This window comes from Microbacterium sp. NPDC079356 (assembly GCF_049545465.1).
In the GTDB taxonomy this organism is placed as follows: Bacteria; Actinomycetota; Actinomycetes; order Actinomycetales; family Microbacteriaceae; genus Microbacterium; species Microbacterium gawkjiense.
This window is the reverse complement of sequence record NZ_JBMWDN010000001.1, coordinates 456,396-472,940: the sequence shown is the minus strand read 5'-3', so window position 1 is coordinate 472,940 and position 16,545 is coordinate 456,396. Positions and strand designations below refer to the sequence as shown.

The following is a 16,545-nucleotide window of genomic DNA, read 5'->3' as shown; positions in this document are numbered from 1 at the left end:
GTCCGGGTGTCTCAGGCCCGGGGGTGGGCCAGTCGATACGCGGCGGTGAGCCGTTCGGTCGAGACGTGCGTGTAGATCTGGGTCGTGCCGAGACTCGCGTGTCCGAGCATCTCCTGCACGGCTCGGAGGTCCGCGCCCCCGTCGAGCAGGTGCGTCGCCGCCGAATGCCGCAGGGCGTGGGGACCGACGGCATCCGCGCCGATCACGGGGCCGAGCGTGCGACGGACGACCTCGTAGGCCGTGCGGACACCGAGACGGCCGCCGCGGGCTCCGAGGAACAAGGCGGTGACCCCGGGGTCGGTCAGAAGAGCGGGTCGCCCGCGGACCAACCACGCATCGACGGCTCGGGCGGCTGGAGCGCCGTAGGGGACCACTCGCTCCCTTCCGCCTTTGCCGAGGACGCGGACGGTCGCCGCTGCGCGGTCGAGCGACCCGAGGTCGAGCCCGCAGGCCTCCGACACGCGGAGGGCGGCGCCGTAGAGGAGCTCCAGCAGTGCCGCATCCCGCAGCGCGACGGGGTCTCCTGTCCCGTCGGCGCCGACGCGCTGCGCTTCCAGCACGGTGTCGAGCTCCGCCGCGGCGGCGACGGTCGGTAGCGTGCGACCGCGCTTGGGCGTCACGAGGCGCAGCGTTGGGTCGTCTTCCCGCATCCGCTCGGCGGACAGCCACCCGAAGAACCCGCGCAACGAGGCGGTGCGCCGCGCGAGGCTCGCGCGGGAGATGCCGCGCTGCGTGGCGGACCAGAGCCACTCGCGCAGGTCCTCGACGTCGAGGCCGGCGACCGACGGATCGTCCGCGAAGGCCGCGAGGTCGGCGAGGTCGGCCCGGTAGGCGCGGACCGTGGCCGGCGACAGCCGTCGAACCCTGGTCAGGTGCTCCGTGTAGAGCTCGACCGCCTCCGACATCCGCATGCTCCCAGGATGCCTCGCCTTCCGCCCTTCCGGCGCGAGGCCTGCGGGGAAAGCCCCTGCCCGACGGATGGTCACCGCGCCGCCGGGGCGCGGCGCCACCCCTCCGGTCCGCGCTGCGCGCGGCCGTCGAGCTCGAGCAGCGCCAGCAGGCCCCTGGCCTCGCCGGCGGCGAATCCGGCGCGACGGGCGACGTCGTCCGGGGTCCGCGGGCTGCGGGCGCTCAGGGCGTCCAGGATCCTCGTCGCATCATCGACCCGTTCTGAGGACGCGTCGACCGTGGGGCTGTCGAGTCCCAGGAGCTCGCGGGCCTCGTCGGCGGAGGTCACGCACCGCGCGTCGTACTCGCGGAGCAGTCGATGGCACCCCGCCGATGCGGCGCTCGTCACGGGTCCCGGGACGGCGCCCAGGGGTCTCCCGAGCGCGGCGGCATGCCCCGCGGTGTTGAGCGAGCCGCTGCGCCATCCCGCTTCGACGACGACCGTCGCTCCCGCCAACGCCGCGATCAGCCTGTTCCGCTGGAGGAAGCGCCATTTCGTCGGCGCGGTCCCACAGGGCACCTCGGCGACCACGACACCCGGACCCGCCGCGATCCGCGCGAGGAGGTCCGCATGGCCCGACGGATAGGCGCGGTCGACACCGCCGGCGAGGACGGCCACCGTCACGCCGCCGGCTGCGAGCGAGGCACGGTGGGCCATGCCGTCGATGCCGTAGGCCCCGCCGGAGACGACGCAGACGCCCGCGCGCACCAGATGCGTGGCGAACTCCCCCGTCACGTGCTCGCCGTACCCGGTGGCGGCCCGCGCACCGACGAGGGCCAGAGCCGGACGCGCACCGCTCAACGCGGTGGTGTCACCGCGTGCCCACAGGGCGCGCGGTGCGTGGACGCCGAGATCGTCGACCGCCCGCGGCCACCCGTGACCGCCGGGGACCAGGAGCTGGGCGCCCACCCGGCGTGCGCGATCGAACGCATCCTCGGCGGAGTCCCGCCGCGCATGCCACCGCCGTCTTCCCGCCTCGAGCTCCGCCGAGGTCGGCCCGCCGCTCCCCCACGCGACGTGGAGCGCAGCGACCGCGCCGAGTTCCGCGATGAGGGATCCCGCGACGCCGTCACCGGGTTCCGTCAGGCACGACCAGACGGCGCAGGCGTGATGGTGGGCGACGGCATCCTCGTCCGCGAGGACGTCTTCCGGCACAAGACCGGCCAATCGCTCGCGCTGCCGAGTGAGGCTCACGGTCAGCACGACGATGCCCCGCGCTTCAGGAACAGGGCTCCGCCGATGTCGGCCGCGTCCGGGCGCTCTCTGCCGGCGAGGTCCGCCAGGGTCCACGCGACGCGCAGCACGCGGTCGTACCCGCGCAGCGTCAGCGATCCCCGGTGCAGGGCGTCGTCGAGCGGCCTGGTGGTCTCGGGCGCGGGGCGCAGAGGTCCCGATCTCAGCCACGTGCCGTCGACCTCGCCGTTGGTCGTCCACGGTGTGCCGGTGAGCCGTCGTCGTGCGCGGTCGCGCGCCGCCCGGACGCGCTCGCGGGCGGCGGCGCTCGTGACACCGGCGCCCACCGCCTGCGTCGCCGACACCCGCTGGAGACCGAGCTCGATGTCGATGCGGTCGATCAACGGACCGGAGAGCCTGCCGAGGTAGCGGCGGATGGCCAGCGACGGGCACGAGCAGACGCCCCCGGGGATCCCGTAGTTGCCGCACGGGCAGGGGTTCGTCGCGACCACCAGCTGGAAGCGAGCCGGGAGCACGGCGCGGAACCCCACTCGGTGTATCTCGATGCGACCGGACTCGAGCGGCTGCCGGAGGGCGTCGAGCGCGTGGCCGCTGAACTCCCCGGCCTCGTCGAGGAAGAGCACTCCGCCGCTCGCCCTCGCGATCGCCCCCGGCTGGAGGATGCGGCTGCCGCCCCCGACGAGCGCGACGGCGGATGCGGTGTGGTGCGGCGCCTCGAAGGGCGGTCGCCGTCGGAGGGTGGTGACGGGCAGACCTGCGAGCGATCGGATCGATGCGACCTGCAACGCCGTCTCGTCATCCAGGTCCGGGAGGAGCCCGGGCAGCCTGCGGGCGAGCATCGTCTTGCCCGCCCCGGGCGGACCGCTCATGAGGACGTGGTGTCCGCCCGCCGCGGCGACGATGAGCGCCTCGACCGCATCGCTCTGCCCGATGACGTCCGCGAGATCGGGGACCGACTCCTCCTCCGCCGGCGCGCTCTCGGGGGCCGGCACGGGTTCGGCGACGACATCGGGGACGTCGAGGCCGTGAGCGCGGGCGACATCACGCAGGCTGACCGCGCCGCGGACCTCGATCCCGTCGACCAACTCCGCCTCGGAGAGGTTCGCGTGCGGCACGATGACGCGACGGAACCCTGCGCGAGCGGCCGCCAGGACCGCGGGCAGCACGCCGGAGACCGGGCGCAGACGACCGTCGAGCCCGAGCTCCCCCAGGTGGACGGTCTCGGCCAGCGACTGCCGGTCGAGAGGCGCCTCCGTCGCCACCGCGGCGATCGCGACGGCGACGTCCAGCGCGGATCCGCGCTTCGGGAGGTTCGCCGGCGACAGATTGACCGTCACGTGTCGCCGCGGGAGCGGGAGGTCGCTGTTCGCGCACGCGTTGTGCACGCGCTGCTGCGCCTCCCCGATCGCCTTGTCTGCCAATCCGATGATGGAGAAGCCCGGCACCTGGTTCGACAGATCGGCCTCCACCTCGACGATGTCGCCGACCAGCCCGGTGAGGACGACCGACCACGTGCGCCCCAGGCTCATCGCAGGTCCTCGAGGTGCTCCACCACGGCCGACTCCGGGTCGGGTCCCGTGATGCCGATGACATCGAGTCGCAGTCGGCGTCCCCGGGCCGCCTCGGGGTGTGCCACGATCCACGCGGCGGCAAGCCGCCACAGGCGATCCCGCTTGCGGGCGTCGACGGCGGCGAACGGATGCCCGAACCACTCCCCTCGGCGGGTCTTCACCTCGACGACCACGAGATCGGCCCCGTGCGCCGCGACGATGTCGATCTCCCCGCCGTGGGTACGCCAGTTCCGGTCGAGGATCTGATACCCGCCGGCACGCAGATGCCGCTCGGCGCGCTCCTCACCGGCCCGTCCGAGGTCGTCTTTCGCTGCCATGCGACCAGCGTGGCCCGCCCGTCCCGGCGAACGGGGTCGTCGACCCGCCCTGGTGGACGAACGCGGAGGGACGACTCCTGGGGAGGAGGCTCAGCCGTCGAGCGAGAGCTCCTCCGGCAGCTGGAAGTCGCGCCGCTGCAGTTCCTCGACGTTCACGTCCTTGAAGGTGAGCACCCGCACGGACTTCACGAACCGGTCGGCGCGGTAGATGTCCCACACCCACACGTCGTTCATCGAGATCTCGAAGTAGAAGTCGTGCTCGGTGTCGCGGCGGACGACGTTGACCTCGTTGGCGAGGTAGAACCGGCGCTCGGTCTCGATCACGTACTGGAACTGACCGACGACGTCGCGGTACTCCTTGTACAGGGCCAGCTCGAGTTCGCGGTCGTAGTCCTCGAAGACTTCGTCATCCATGGTGACTCCATCCTAGGCGGGCGGCGAACGGCCCCGGACCTAGAACAGGGTCGGGGCGGCCGCGATCGACCACGACGCACGGTGGTGTCCGGAAAGACCGTGCTCTTCGATGGCCGCGCGGTGTTCCGCGCTCGCGTACCCCTTGTTGCGGGCCCATCCGTAGACCGGCGCCTCGGCGTCCAGCTCGCTCATGTGCTCGTCGCGCGCCACCTTCGCGATGACGGATGCCGCCGACGCCGACGCGCAGTCGCGGTCGGCCTTGATGATGGGCAGGACGCCGCGACCCACCGGCGCGACCGGGGTGATGTAGTCGTGGTTCCCGTCGAGGACTACCAGGGCATCGCCGATGTCGACACCCTGCACGCGGAGCTCCTCGATGGCGCGCGCGGCGGCAAGGCCCAGGGCCCGGATGATCCCGACCTCGTCCACTTCCGCCGCCGACGCCCACCCCACCGCGTGGGCGGGCACCCAGGCCCGGACGCGTTCCGCCATCCCCGCTCGGCGCGGTTCGACGATGAGCTTCGAGTCCCGCAGTCCCTCCGGTACGCGACGCCGGCTGAACGCGGCATCCGCGGCGACCGCGCCGACCGCGACGGGCCCCGCCAGCGCGCCCCGGCCGACCTCGTCGCACGCGATCACGAGGGGATGCTCCCGGAGCAGTCGACGCTCGAGCGACAGCGTCGGCGCGACCACGGCCATCACGGCGCCGGCACCCCGCGGAACACGTCGTGGTGCGAATCGATGAGACCGAACCGGTCGAACGGCCACGTGATGAGGAACGCCCGCCCGACGATGTTGTCCATCGGAACGAACCCCTGCCCCGGCTGCTCCTGCTGGTACCGCGAGTCCTGCGAGTTGTCGCGGTTGTCGCCGAGCACCCAGATCGAGCCCTCCGGCACCGTGACGTCGTAGTCGAACTCGTCGGGAGCCGACTGGGACGGACCGAGGTCCAGGTAGGGCGTCTCGTCGATGGGCACGTCGTTGACGGTGACCTGCCCGAGCGCGTTGCAGCACACCACGTGATCGCCGGGCAGACCGATGATGCGTTTGATGAGGTGGTCGTCGCTGTCGGACGCCGTGAGCCCGACGAGGGATCCCAGCCAGTCCAGCGCCGCCGTCAACGGAGGCTGCGCCGGCTCGTACGTCGTCGGGAGCCACCCGCCGGGGTCCCGGAAGACGACGACGTCGCCGCGTTCGTACCCGTTGAACCGCGGCGTCAACTCGTCGACGAGGATGCGGTCGCCCTTCAGCAGCGTGCGCTCCATCGAGCCGGACGGGATGTAGAACGACCGCACCAGGAAGGTCTTGACGAGGAAGGACACGAGGACGGCCACCAGGAGGATCACCAGGACGTCCCGGATGAACGGCCACGGTCCGCGTCGGGGACGGGAATCGGAGTCGCTGCCGAGCGTCGGGGACGGGGAATCGGTGGTCATGCTGTCCTTCACCGGTGCCGGGGTTCGGCGACCATCCACCAGCGTCGCACATCATGTGCACGCCGAGCACCGAAACACCCGGGAACGACGGATGCCCCGGGACTCGGTCCCGGGGCATCCAGTGGAGAACGCGATCAGTTGTCGCGCTTCTCCTTGATCTTGGCCTTCTTGCCACGCAGCTCGCGCAGGTAGTAGAGCTTCGCGCGACGCACGTCACCGCGGGTGACGACCTCGATGTGGTCGATCACCGGGCTGTGCACCGGGAAGGTGCGCTCGACGCCCACCTGGAAGCTGATCTTGCGGACCGTGAAGGTCTCACGGACGCCGTCACCGGAGCGGCCGATGACGACACCCTGGAACACCTGGATGCGCGAACGGTTGCCTTCGGTGATGTTGACGTGCACCTTCACGGTGTCGCCGGCGTTGAAGACGGGGATGTCGGAGCGCAGCGAGGCTGCGTCGACGGAGTCGAGGATCTGCATGATCGTCACTTCCTGCGACCGCCTCAGGTCGACCGCGAGAGTAAGAGGAGAAAAGGATGTGGCGCCCGTCGGAGCCGACTCGGCTCCGAACTCCCCCGAGGCAGAGAACTGTCAGGGCACAAAGGGTCATTCTGCCATGGATGCCGACGGCCGCAAAACCGCGGCGCGCGGCCTCACACGAGCGGGTCGCGCTTCTCCTCGACGACGACCACGCTCTCGGGCGTCCGAGCGGGCGCGGTGTACCTGCGCAGGATGACGGAGGGCCGCGTCTCCTGGAACAGCTGTCGCAGCGACAGCCAGAACACGGCGAGGAAGACGACGGTCGCCGCGATGAGGAGAGGCCAGAACCACGCCTCCGAGAAGAAGCCCACGGCGATGGTCAGGACGTGCCAGAGACCGACGCCGCCGACGTCCCACCAGGAGACCGCGCGCGTGTGCCGGACCGTGCCGCGGGAACGGATCAGCAGCGTCAGGACGAGCTGGCCGATGAGGACGGAGGGGATCGCGACGACCAGCACCCAGGCGAGCGCCCAGCCACCGGCATCCGACACGATCCATCCGACGATCAGCCACAGGGGCAGGATGACCGCGCTCGGCAGGAGCCAGAAGAAGAATCCACGACGCAGGGGCATCCTCCGATGCTACGCCGCCGGGCAGCCGCGGCGACCGCCGCCAGCTGATCACTCGCTGAGCAGGTCCGGGCGCCGAAGGCGGGTCCGCTCCACCTGCTGATCGCGCCGCCACTGCGCGACCCGCCCGTGGTGTCCGCTGAGCAAGACGTCGGGAACGTCGTAGCCGCGCCACGATGCCGGCTTCGTGTAGGAGGGGTACTCGAGGAGGCCGTCCTCGTGCGACTCCTCGACGAGGCTCTCCGGGTTGCCGACGACGCCCGGGACGAGGCGTCCGACGGCCTCGATCATGGCCATCGCCGCGACCTCCCCGCCGTTCAGGACGTAGTCCCCCAGGCTCACGAGCCGCACGCGGCCGATGGTCGCGGCGTAGGCGAAGACGCGCTCGTCGATGCCTTCGTACCGCCCGCACCCGAAGACGATGTGCGATTCGGTGCTCCACTCGCGCGCCACGGACTGGGTGAAGCGCTCCCCCGCCGGCGACGGGAAGACGAAGAGCGGTCCGGATGCGGCATCCGTCTCCGTCTCGTGGGAGCCGGCGATGATCGCGTCGAGGGCCTGCGCCCACGGCTCGGGCTTCATGACCATCCCCGCGCCGCCGCCATAGGGCGTGTCGTCGACGGTGCGGTGCCGGTCGGTCGTGTGATCGCGGAGGTCGTGGACACGGATGTCGAGCAGTCCCGCGCCCCGAGCGCGCCCCAGCAGCGACACTTCGAGGACGTCGAAGAAGGCGGGGAAGATCGTGACGACGTCGATGCGCACGTCAGGACCCGGCGTCGGCCTCGTCGCCGGCCTCCGGACGAGGCTCGTCGTCACCGGGGAGGTCTTCGAACAACCCAGCGGGCGGAGTGACGACGAGACGACCGGCGCTCATGTCCACTTCGGGCACGATGGCCTTGACGAAGGGGACGAGCACCTCGCGGTCGTCCGCGGCAAGCTGGACACCCAGCAGATCCTGCGCCGGGAAGTGGTCGACCCGCGTCACGCGTCCGACGACCTGACCGTCGCGCACGACGTCGAGCCCCACCAGCTGGTGGTCGTACCAGGCGTCGTCCTCGACGACCGGCGCAGCGGCATCCTGGTCGATCCACAGGATGGCGCGGACGATGGATTCCGCGGCGGTGCGGTCGTCGATCCCGTCCAGGAAGACGACCGGGTGCGAGTTCATCCACTTGAACTCGCGGACCGTCACCGTCTTTCCGTGCCAGGGCGAGGACTCCGGCACTTGCAGGGTGAACTCCGCACCCGGGACGAACCGTCCGTCGGGATCGTCGGTGTAGAGCTCGAGTTTGAGGGCGCCCTTCAGACCGTGCGCCTTGACGAGGCGCCCGACGCGGAGCTGCGTGCGAGCCGACTTCGCCGACACGTCAGTCGTCCGCGACGTCGACGCGGACGCGCGTACCGTCGGCCAGGGCGGAGATGAGGGTACGCAGGGCTTTCGCCGTGCGTCCGCCGCGCCCGATCACACGACCCCGGTCGTCGGGGTGCACACGCACCTCCAGCACCTCGCCGCGGGGCGACGAGCTGGAGGCGATGGTGACGTCGTCCGGGTGATCGACGATCCCCTTGACGATGTGTTCGAGCGCGGCGGCCAGCAAGGTCTTACTCGGACTCGGTCGCGTCGTCGGCGGCCTCGGCGTCGGCGGCGGGCGCCTCGGCCTTCTTCTCCGCCTTCGGCTTGATGACCGACTTCTTGGACGAGTCGAGCTCGAACGGCGCCTTGGGCTCCGCCGTCTTCACGGTGGAGACGGCGTCCTTGTCGCCCTTGAACTTGCCCCAGTCGCCCGTGAGCTTGAGGATGGCGGCGACCTGCTCGGTCGGCTGCGCACCGACGGAGAGCCAGTACTGCGCGCGCTCCGAGTCGACCTCGATGAACGAGGGCTGCTCGGTCGGGTGGTACTTGCCGATCTCCTCGATCACGCGGCCGTCGCGCTTGGTGCGCGAGTCGGCGACGACGATGCGGTAGTACGGCGCACGGATCTTGCCCATGCGCTTCAGACGGATCTTGACAGCCACAATTCTCCTGAATGGTGTTGCGAGTGATGATGAACGTCGCCTGGAGCGTGGGGTGCACACCCGGCGGGAGCTCTGCGGTGGACCTCCGAGCCGGATAGAGGGTCGGGCAAGGCGGTCCAACCGTCCATTCTGCCAGATGCGGAGGGATGCCGCGAACCGCCGGACGCGCGTGACACACTGGCCCCATGACGGTGACCTTCGCCACATCCGCTCGTTCGACCGTCGGGATCGAGTGGGAGATCATGCTGGCCGACCGGACCACCGGCGATCTGGTCCCGGAGGCGCCCGCGATCCTCGACCAGATCGAGGAGCAGACCCGTCACGAGCGTCACACCGTCACCGGTGAACTGCTCACCAACACGATCGAGGTCACCAGCGGCGTGGGCGACACGGTGGCCGCAGCCGTGGACGACATCGCCGATGCGATCGCCCTGGTCCGCACCGTCACCGATCCCCGCGACATCGAGCTCCTGTGCGCGGGCAGCCACCCCTTCGCCCGGTGGTACGACCAGCAGGTGACCGACAAGACCCGGTACCACAAGCTCATCGAGCGTACCCAGTGGTGGGGGCGCAACATGATGATCTGGGGCATCCACGTGCACGTCGGGGTCGAAGACGTCGCGAAGGTCTTCCCCCTGATCAACGCCCTCTCCGCCTACCTCCCCCACCTGCAGGCCCTCTCCGCTTCCAGCCCGTTCTGGGCAGGCGACCGCACGGGCTACGCATCCAACCGCGCCCTCGTCTTCCAGCAGCTCCCGACCGCGGGGCTGCCCTGGCCTCTCGAGTCCTGGGCGGAGTACGAGGCCTACCTCGCGGACATGGAGCGGACCGGCGTCATGGCGGACTCCACCGAGGTCCGCTGGGACATCCGACCGGCGCCGCGGTGGGGCACGATCGAGATCCGCGCCTGCGACGGGATGTCGACGCTCCCCGAGCTCGCCGCCGTCGCCGCCCTGGTCCAGGTGCTGGCCGAGCATTTCTCGCGCATGATCGACGAGGGTCGCCCGCTCCCCACCATCCAGCCGTGGTTCGTCCGCGAGAACAAGTGGCGTGCGGCGCGCTACGGGCTGGATGCCGACGTCATCGTCGACCGCGCCGGCCGGCAGCGTCCCGTCGCCGACCACCTGCGCGAGGTGACCGAGGCCCTCGCCCCCCTCGCCGCGGAGCTCCACTGCGCGAAGGAGTTCGCCGGGGTCACGCAGATCCTCGATCAGGGAGCCAGCTACGCGCGTCAGACCCGCGTGGCCGATGCCGCCGACGGGGATCTGCGCGAGGTGGTCCACCACCTCATCCGCGAGTTCCGGGGCGGCCCTACGCTGCGCGAGGTCGTCTCGGTCGGCTGAGCTCTCAGCCCTTGCCGAAGAGTTTCTGGATCTCGGCCAGGTCCGCCTCACTCGGCTGGGGTGCGCCGCCGAGGCCGAAGCCTGAGCCCGAAGGTGCGGTGTTCGCCGCCGCGAGGCCCGCGTTCTCGGCTGCGCGCTTGGCGGGGTTGCCCGACCTCGAGCCGCCGCTGCTCTTCTGCTTCTTGCCGCGCTTGCTCGACGCGCCCGGCTTGCCGCCGATCGCACCCATCCCGGGCATGGAGGGCACCCCGCCCCGCGCCACGGTCTTCATCATCTTGGCGGCCTGATCGAAGCGCTGAACGAGCTGGTTGACGTCGGTGACCGTCATCCCCGAGCCGCGCGCGATGCGGAGTCGCCGGGATCCGTTCAGGACCTTGGGGTTCCGGCGCTCGGCGGGGGTCATGGACCGGATGATCGCCTCTGTGCGGTCGATCTCGCGCTCGTCGAAGCTCTCGATCTGCTGCTTCATCTGGCCCATGCCGGGCAGCATCCCCAGCATCTTCTTCATCGAGCCCATCTTGCGGACCTGCTGCAGCTGCTCGAGAAAGTCCTCGAGGGTGAACTGCTCGGTCGCGAGCTTCTGCGCGACGCGCTGCGCTTCCTCCTCATCGAACGCCTGCTGCGCCTGCTCGATGAGGGTGAGGATGTCACCGAGATCGAGGATGCGGCTCGCCATGCGATCGGGGTGGAAGGCCTCCAGGTCGTCGAGACCTTCACCGGTCGACGCGAAGATGATGGGGCGGCCGGTGACCGACGCCACCGACAGCGCCGCACCACCGCGGGCGTCGCCGTCCAGCTTCGACAGCACGACACCGGTGAAGTCGACACCGTCCTGGAACGCCTTCGCCGTGTTCACGGCGTCCTGTCCGATCATCGCGTCGATGACGAAGAGGACCTCGTCGGGATCGGTCGCCTTGCGGATGTTCGCGGCCTGCTTCATCAGTTCCGCGTCCACGCCCAGGCGTCCCGCGGTGTCGATGATGACGGTGTCGTACTGCTGGCGGCGCGCGTACTCGACGCCGTCACGGGCGACCTTCACCGGGTCCCCGACCCCGTTGCCCGGCTCGGGCGCGTAGATGGCGGCACCTGCGCGCTCGGCCACCACGGTCAGCTGGTTGACGGCGTTCGGACGCTGCAGGTCGCAGGCGACCAGGAGCGGAGTGTGACCGTCCTTCTCGAGCTGCTTCGCCAGCTTCCCGGCGAACGTCGTCTTACCGGAGCCCTGCAGGCCGGCGAGCATGATCACCGTCGGAGGCTGCTTCGCGAACTGCAGTCGCCGCTGCTGGCCGCCCAGGATGGCGACGAGCTCCTCGTTCACGATCTGGACGACCTGCTGCGCCGGATTGAGGGCGCGGTTCACCTCGTCACCGAGGGCGCGCTCGCGAACCTTGCCGGTGAAGTCCTTGACGACCTGAAGCGCCACGTCGGCGTCGAGGAGGGCGCGACGGATCTCGCGCACGGTCCCGTCGATGTCGGCGGGCGAGAGCTTGCCCTTCGTGCGGAGGTTGCGGAAGGTCTCGGTGAGACGATCGGAGAGCGTGCCGAAGGTAGCCATGATGGCTCGAGTTTAGTCGAGACCCGTCGTCGCGCCGGCGAGGGACGCAAGCGTGGCCGCGGCCACCGCCAGAGCGCGGGCGAGCTCGTCAGGCAGGGACGATCTGCCGGCGCCCGAGCGAGCCCACCCTTCGATGGCGATCATGACGGCTGCAGCGTGGGCGGCCCCCGCGATCTCGGCGGCGACGCGTGGCGCCCCGAGCGCGGACCAGGATGCCGAAAGAGCCCGGGCGATCCGCGCCTGACGGACGGCGGCTCCCCGCTCGATCTCGTCCTGAACGCCCATCGCCTCGGCGTGGACGAGCGCGAGGGCGAGGCTGTCCGGCGCAAAGCCGTCGCAGAGCTCGATGAGCCCGGCCACGGGTTCGGACAGCGGCACCCGTGCGTGCAACCGGTCGATCCGACGGTCGAGCGAGGACCACAGGATGGCTTCCTTCGACTCGAAGTAGTTGAAGAAGCTGGACCTGCTCACGCCCGCGCGGACGGAGATGTCGGTGACCGATGTCGCGTCGTACCCGCGCTCGAGGAAGAGCTCGCACGCCGCCTCGGATAGCACCTCCCGAGAGGATGCGCGCGGTCGGCCGGTCGTCATGCGAGGAGCCTATCGTCGCGTATTGTTGCACGCAGTCCAACAAATAGGAGATGGCCTCGTGATCGAGATCCGCACCGTAGGGATGGCCCCCGACCTCGTCCCGTATCGGCAGGGTTGGGACCTCCAGCGCACCCTGCACGCCGACATCGTCGCGGGCACCCGCCCCGACACGCTGCTCCTCCTCGAACACGAAGCCGTCTACACGGCGGGCGCGCGCACGGCACGGCACGAGCGGCCGGTCGACGGAACGCCCGTCGTGGACGTCGACCGCGGCGGCAAGATCACCTGGCACGGTCCCGGACAACTCGTGGGCTACCCGCTCGTCCGACTTCCGGAACCCGTCGACGTCGTCGCGCACGTCCGCCGGCTGGAGGACCTGCTCATCGAGGTCATCCGGACCGTCGGCGTCGCGGGTGAGCGCGTCGACGGACGCAGCGGCGTCTGGGTCGAACGAGCGGGGTCGCTCGAGAAGGTGGCGGCGATCGGGGTCCGGGTGCAGCGCGGAGTCACGATGCACGGCTTCGCGCTGAACTGCGACAACTCCCTCGAACCGTTCCGCAGCATCATCCCCTGCGGGATCGCGGATGCCGGGGTGACGACCCTCAGCCAGGTCACCGGTCGCGACATCTCCCCCGTCGACGTCCTCCCCGCCGTCGTCGCGGCGTTCACGCGTGAGCACGGAGCGGAGGTCGCCGCGTGAGCGCGAACACCGCACCCGAAGGCCGCCGGATGCTCCGGCTGGAGGTCCGCAACGCCGAGACCCCGATCGAGCGCAAGCCGGAATGGATCCGCACGAAGGCGAAGATGGGTCCCGAGTACCGGGAGCTGCAGGGACTCGTGAAGGACGAGGGACTCCACACCGTCTGTCAGGAGGCCGGTTGCCCGAACATCTTCGAGTGCTGGGAGGACCGGGAGGCCACGTTCCTCATCGGCGGCTCGCAGTGCACGAGGCGGTGCGACTTCTGCCAGATCGACACGGGCAAACCGGCCGACTACGACACCGACGAGCCACGCCGTGTCGCCGAGAGCGTCACCCGCATGCGCCTGCGGTATGCGACCGTGACGTGCGTCGCGCGCGACGACCTGCCCGACGGCGGCGCGTGGCTCAATGCGGAGACCGTCCGCCGCATCCACGCCGACAACCCCGGTACGGGTGTGGAGCTCCTCGCCACGGACTTCAACGGTGACCCTGAGCTCCTGGACGTCGTGTTCGCGTCGCGCCCCGAGGTCTTCGCGCACAACGTCGAGACCGTGCCCCGCATCTTCAAGCGGATCCGACCGGCGTTCCGGTACGAGAGGTCGCTCGGCGTCCTCACCCGCGCGCGGGACGCAGGACTCATCACGAAGTCGAATCTGATCCTCGGGATGGGTGAGGAACGCGACGAGGTGGAGGACGCACTGCGCGACCTGCATGCCGCCGGTACCGACATCATCACCCTCACGCAGTACCTCCGCCCCACGCCGCGTCACCTTCCCGTGGCGCGGTGGGTCACGCCGCAGGAGTTCGTCGAACTGCGCGAGCTCGCCGAGTCCATCGGGTTCCTCGGGGTCCTGGCCGGACCGCTCGTGCGCTCGTCGTACCGCGCCGGGCGGCTCTGGGCGCGCTCGATGCGGTCGAAGGGTCGCGAGATCCCGGCGGCGCTGGCGCACCTCGCCGACGAGGCCGACGCCGAGGGATTCGCCCAGGCGGTCTGACGCCTCCTCCCCAGGTCGGGCGCGGCCGCGTCCCTCCCCCACCTGGCACGGACGGGATCGCGCGCGGCGCGACGCTTCCTACCTTCGGGATGCCGGATGCACCGGCCTCACCGAAGGAGACACATGCGTACGTCACTTCCGCTCGCGACCGCTCTCGGCGCGGCCATGGCTCTCGCCGCCCTGCTCCCCGACACGGCCTCCGCGCCGACCACGCACGATGTGCCCGAGCCCGCGCCTGGCACCGTGGTGTCCGTGACCGGTGACGCCGCGAACGGGTTTGAGATCGGGTACGACGACGGATCCGCCGAGTACCCCCCGACCGACTCCGAAGCACTCGCCGAGTGCAACGAATACGACACCCGCGTCGAGCGGGTGCGATGCCGCACCGAGGTGAAGACCTGGTACCGGGACCTCGCCACCCTGCGGAACGCGATCGACTGGGCGCACGCGTCGCGCGGCTGACCGCCCGGTGACGCAGACCGTTCAGTCGGCGCTGGTCACCGACTGGACGGCGCCCGAGACGTCGAGGTTGACCAGGAGGACGTCGTCGGTCGAGTCAGGGTCGAGGGCGTACTCCAGCACCGCGAAAGGGTCCTTGCCCCCGTGCTCGTCGGCGAGGATCGTCATGCTCATCAGCTGCAGGGAGCGGATGACGTCCATGTGGGTGTCACCCGAAACGTCGACGAGGAGGTCCTCGATGTCCTCGCCGAGCATCTCCTGCTGCTGGAGGATGAACTCCGTGACCTCGCTCGTGCGATCGTCCAGCTCGGAGACCATCGCGTTCCGGGCACGCAGATCGATGGTCTCCAACGCCGCGATCATGCCGGCCGCGACGTCGAGGGCGTCGATCGAGACGTCGTCCTGGTCGGGCGCGGTGAGGTCGACGGTCACCCGCTGATCACCGAAGTCCACGACCTCCGACCAGAAGATCGACCCGTCGGGTCCGGACTCGAGAAGTCCGAAGTAGTCGTGCTCGATCGCCATGCATCAATGAAACCAGCCTTGACGGTCGCGCGCGACCGCCTGGGTCAATCGACGAGGGCGGATGCGAAGACGTGGGGCGTGAAACCGGTCAGATCGCCGATCCCCTCACCCTGACCGAGGAGCTTGACCGGGATGCCGGTGCGCTCCTGGACCGCGAGCACGAACCCGCCGCGGGCCGAGCCGTCGAGCTTCGTCAGGACGAGCCCCGTCACTCCGGCGTGCTCGAGGAACGCCTCGGCCTGCATGACCCCGTTCTGGCCGGTGGTGGCGTCGAGCACGAGGAGGACCTCACTGATGGGCGCCTGCTTCTCGATGACCCGGCGGATCTTGGTCAACTCGTCCATGAGGCCGCCCTTGGTGTGCAGGCGGCCGGCCGTGTCCACGAGGACGATCTCGGTGCCGGTGCGGATCGCGTGCTCGATCGTCTGGAAGGCGACGGATGCCGGGTCCTGCCCCTCGTGCTGCGGGCGGACGATCGCTGCTCCCCCGCGCTCGGCCCACGTCGCGAGCTGATCCACCGCGGCCGCGCGGAAAGTATCGGCCGCGCCCACCACCACCGTCCGTCCGAAGCGCTTGAGGTAGCTCGCGAACTTCCCGATCGTCGTCGTCTTGCCGACCCCGTTGACCCCGACCACGAGCACCACCGCGGGGCGCTCCGTCAGCCGGAGGGTCGTGTCGAACTTCGCGAAGTGCTCCTCGAGCGTCTCGCGCAGCATCCGTTGCAGGTCCTTGGGATCCGTCGTGCGATACCGCTCGACCTTCTCGCGAAGCTCGTCGACGATGCGTTCGGTGATATCGGGCCCGAAGTCGGCGGTGAGCAGCGCGGTCTCGAGGTCCTCCCACGTGTTCTCATCGATCGTCGGCTTGACGAACATGCCGCGCAGCGCGCGACCGAGGGACCAGGAGCTCTCCGCCATGCACCCAGGCTAGTTGACCGCGTCAGCCCTTCTCGCAGGCGATGCCGTCCTTGTCGCGGTCCATCTTCTTGTTGGCGTTGTAGAGCGCCGTCGAGACGTAGGGCTTGACGGTGAACGGCTTCTTCTTGCCGCTGACCGTGTTGTGGGTCACCCCCGCCCGGGCGACACCGCCCTTGTAGGTCTTGTTGAGCGCCGTGCAGTTCTTGAAGGTCTTGATCGGCGACTTCGCGGCCGGGACGATCGCCCGCACCTGTGACGCCGCGGCCGTCGGCGCGGCCGCGGCCGCCGTCACCGTCACCGGCGCTGCGACGAGCGCCGCCGCCAGCATCGTCGCCACCGCACTCCGCCGCAGCGTTCCCGCGCGCACCGAAATCCTCATCCCCACCCCTTGTCTGGTGTCGGCGACGACGACACCGTCCCCGCTGCCCACACGCTAACGCACACTCGCCGCG

22 protein-coding genes are annotated in these 16,545 nt (G+C 70.3%); 4 read left to right on the top strand and 18 right to left on the bottom strand.

Annotated elements, in window-relative coordinates; all coding sequences use genetic code 11:
- Nucleotides 1–11: 11 nt before the first annotated feature.
- From ACPEH0_RS02360 to rpsP, 13 genes are all read right to left on the bottom strand, one after another.
- Nucleotides 12–911 (bottom strand): tyrosine recombinase XerC, encoded by a 900-nt coding sequence (locus ACPEH0_RS02360; RefSeq protein ID WP_217532015.1) that lies wholly within the window; start codon nucleotides 909–911, stop codon nucleotides 12–14.
- Between the two features lie 71 nt (nucleotides 912–982).
- Entirely contained in the window at nucleotides 983–2,143 is a 1,161-nt protein-coding gene (gene dprA / locus ACPEH0_RS02355) for a DNA-processing protein DprA (protein WP_366213107.1), read from the bottom strand.
- A 2-nt stretch (nucleotides 2,144–2,145) separates the two neighbouring features.
- The gene (locus tag ACPEH0_RS02350; RefSeq protein ID WP_366213108.1) at nucleotides 2,146–3,672 is read right to left on the bottom strand and encodes a YifB family Mg chelatase-like AAA ATPase; all 1,527 of its coding nucleotides are present in this window, start codon (nucleotides 3,670–3,672) and stop codon (nucleotides 2,146–2,148) included.
- Nucleotides 3,669–4,031 carry a YraN family protein gene (locus ACPEH0_RS02345; protein ID WP_366213109.1) on the bottom strand — a complete coding sequence of 121 codons (363 nt, stop codon included), beginning with the start codon at nucleotides 4,029–4,031 and terminating at the stop codon, nucleotides 3,669–3,671. The genes ACPEH0_RS02350 and ACPEH0_RS02345 overlap by 4 nt, the downstream gene beginning before the upstream one ends.
- 90 nt (nucleotides 4,032–4,121) lie before the next feature.
- Nucleotides 4,122–4,445 (bottom strand): DUF2469 family protein, encoded by a 324-nt coding sequence (locus ACPEH0_RS02340; protein WP_036309185.1) that lies wholly within the window; start codon nucleotides 4,443–4,445, stop codon nucleotides 4,122–4,124.
- 39 nt (nucleotides 4,446–4,484) lie between these two features.
- Nucleotides 4,485–5,144 (bottom strand): ribonuclease HII, encoded by a 660-nt coding sequence (locus ACPEH0_RS02335; protein ID WP_366213405.1) that lies wholly within the window; start codon nucleotides 5,142–5,144, stop codon nucleotides 4,485–4,487.
- Nucleotides 5,144–5,881, bottom strand: coding sequence for a signal peptidase I (lepB, locus tag ACPEH0_RS02330; RefSeq protein ID WP_366213110.1), 738 nt, complete (start codon nucleotides 5,879–5,881; stop codon nucleotides 5,144–5,146). Before lepB ends, ACPEH0_RS02335 begins: the two co-directional genes overlap by 1 nt.
- A 134-nt stretch (nucleotides 5,882–6,015) precedes the next feature.
- The gene (gene rplS, locus ACPEH0_RS02325) at nucleotides 6,016–6,363 is read right to left on the bottom strand and encodes a 50S ribosomal protein L19 (protein WP_064002469.1); all 348 of its coding nucleotides are present in this window, start codon (nucleotides 6,361–6,363) and stop codon (nucleotides 6,016–6,018) included.
- A gap of 173 nt (nucleotides 6,364–6,536) precedes the next feature.
- Nucleotides 6,537–6,995: an MFS transporter permease gene (locus ACPEH0_RS02320; protein ID WP_217532023.1), complete on the bottom strand. Its 459-nt coding sequence runs from the start codon at nucleotides 6,993–6,995 to the stop codon at nucleotides 6,537–6,539.
- Between the two features lie 48 nt (nucleotides 6,996–7,043).
- Nucleotides 7,044–7,754 carry a tRNA (guanosine(37)-N1)-methyltransferase TrmD gene (gene trmD, locus ACPEH0_RS02315; protein ID WP_366213111.1) on the bottom strand — a complete coding sequence of 237 codons (711 nt, stop codon included), beginning with the start codon at nucleotides 7,752–7,754 and terminating at the stop codon, nucleotides 7,044–7,046.
- Between the two features lies 1 nt (nucleotide 7,755).
- Nucleotides 7,756–8,358, bottom strand: coding sequence for a ribosome maturation factor RimM (gene rimM, locus ACPEH0_RS02310; RefSeq protein WP_366213112.1), 603 nt, complete (start codon nucleotides 8,356–8,358; stop codon nucleotides 7,756–7,758).
- Nucleotide 8,359: 1 nt separating this feature from the next.
- Nucleotides 8,360–8,590, bottom strand: coding sequence for an RNA-binding protein (locus ACPEH0_RS02305; RefSeq protein ID WP_253035186.1), 231 nt, complete (start codon nucleotides 8,588–8,590; stop codon nucleotides 8,360–8,362).
- A gap of 4 nt (nucleotides 8,591–8,594) precedes the next feature.
- The gene (gene rpsP, locus ACPEH0_RS02300; protein ID WP_064001959.1) at nucleotides 8,595–9,008 is read right to left on the bottom strand and encodes a 30S ribosomal protein S16; all 414 of its coding nucleotides are present in this window, start codon (nucleotides 9,006–9,008) and stop codon (nucleotides 8,595–8,597) included.
- A gap of 185 nt (nucleotides 9,009–9,193) precedes the next feature.
- Between rpsP and ACPEH0_RS02295 the strand changes: the two genes are divergently transcribed.
- A complete protein-coding gene (locus ACPEH0_RS02295) occupies nucleotides 9,194–10,351 on the top strand; it encodes a glutamate--cysteine ligase (protein ID WP_366213113.1) in 1,158 nt (385 codons plus the stop codon).
- Between the two features lie 4 nt (nucleotides 10,352–10,355).
- Here the strand turns inward: ACPEH0_RS02295 and ffh are convergent, their stop codons facing one another.
- Nucleotides 10,356–11,906, bottom strand: coding sequence for a signal recognition particle protein (ffh, locus tag ACPEH0_RS02290; RefSeq protein WP_064001957.1), 1,551 nt, complete (start codon nucleotides 11,904–11,906; stop codon nucleotides 10,356–10,358).
- A 12-nt stretch (nucleotides 11,907–11,918) separates the two neighbouring features.
- On the bottom strand, nucleotides 11,919–12,497 hold the full coding sequence (locus tag ACPEH0_RS02285) for a TetR/AcrR family transcriptional regulator (protein ID WP_366213115.1): 579 nt from the start codon (nucleotides 12,495–12,497) through the stop codon (nucleotides 11,919–11,921).
- Nucleotides 12,498–12,555: 58 nt separating this feature from the next.
- Here ACPEH0_RS02285 and lipB point away from each other — a divergent pair, with 58 nt between their 5' ends.
- From lipB to ACPEH0_RS02270, 3 genes are all read left to right on the top strand, one after another.
- The gene (gene lipB / locus ACPEH0_RS02280; protein WP_366213116.1) at nucleotides 12,556–13,197 is read left to right on the top strand and encodes a lipoyl(octanoyl) transferase LipB; all 642 of its coding nucleotides are present in this window, start codon (nucleotides 12,556–12,558) and stop codon (nucleotides 13,195–13,197) included.
- Between the two features lie 29 nt (nucleotides 13,198–13,226).
- Complete coding sequence (gene lipA / locus ACPEH0_RS02275; protein WP_366213406.1) at nucleotides 13,227–14,192, top strand: lipoyl synthase; 966 nt, start codon at nucleotides 13,227–13,229, stop codon at nucleotides 14,190–14,192.
- A gap of 123 nt (nucleotides 14,193–14,315) precedes the next feature.
- Nucleotides 14,316–14,654 (top strand): hypothetical protein, encoded by a 339-nt coding sequence (locus ACPEH0_RS02270; RefSeq protein WP_366213117.1) that lies wholly within the window; start codon nucleotides 14,316–14,318, stop codon nucleotides 14,652–14,654.
- Nucleotides 14,655–14,675: 21 nt separating this feature from the next.
- Here the strand turns inward: ACPEH0_RS02270 and ACPEH0_RS02265 are convergent, their stop codons facing one another.
- From ACPEH0_RS02265 to ACPEH0_RS02255, 3 genes are read right to left on the bottom strand one after another with little or no spacing between them, the layout of a single operon-like run.
- Nucleotides 14,676–15,176 carry a DUF2004 domain-containing protein gene (locus ACPEH0_RS02265; RefSeq protein ID WP_217532040.1) on the bottom strand — a complete coding sequence of 167 codons (501 nt, stop codon included), beginning with the start codon at nucleotides 15,174–15,176 and terminating at the stop codon, nucleotides 14,676–14,678.
- A gap of 44 nt (nucleotides 15,177–15,220) precedes the next feature.
- Complete coding sequence (gene ftsY / locus ACPEH0_RS02260) at nucleotides 15,221–16,093, bottom strand: signal recognition particle-docking protein FtsY (RefSeq protein ID WP_064001951.1); 873 nt, start codon at nucleotides 16,091–16,093, stop codon at nucleotides 15,221–15,223.
- A gap of 22 nt (nucleotides 16,094–16,115) precedes the next feature.
- Nucleotides 16,116–16,472, bottom strand: coding sequence for an excalibur calcium-binding domain-containing protein (locus ACPEH0_RS02255; RefSeq protein WP_254632298.1), 357 nt, complete (start codon nucleotides 16,470–16,472; stop codon nucleotides 16,116–16,118).
- Between the last annotated feature and the right edge of the window lie 73 nt (nucleotides 16,473–16,545).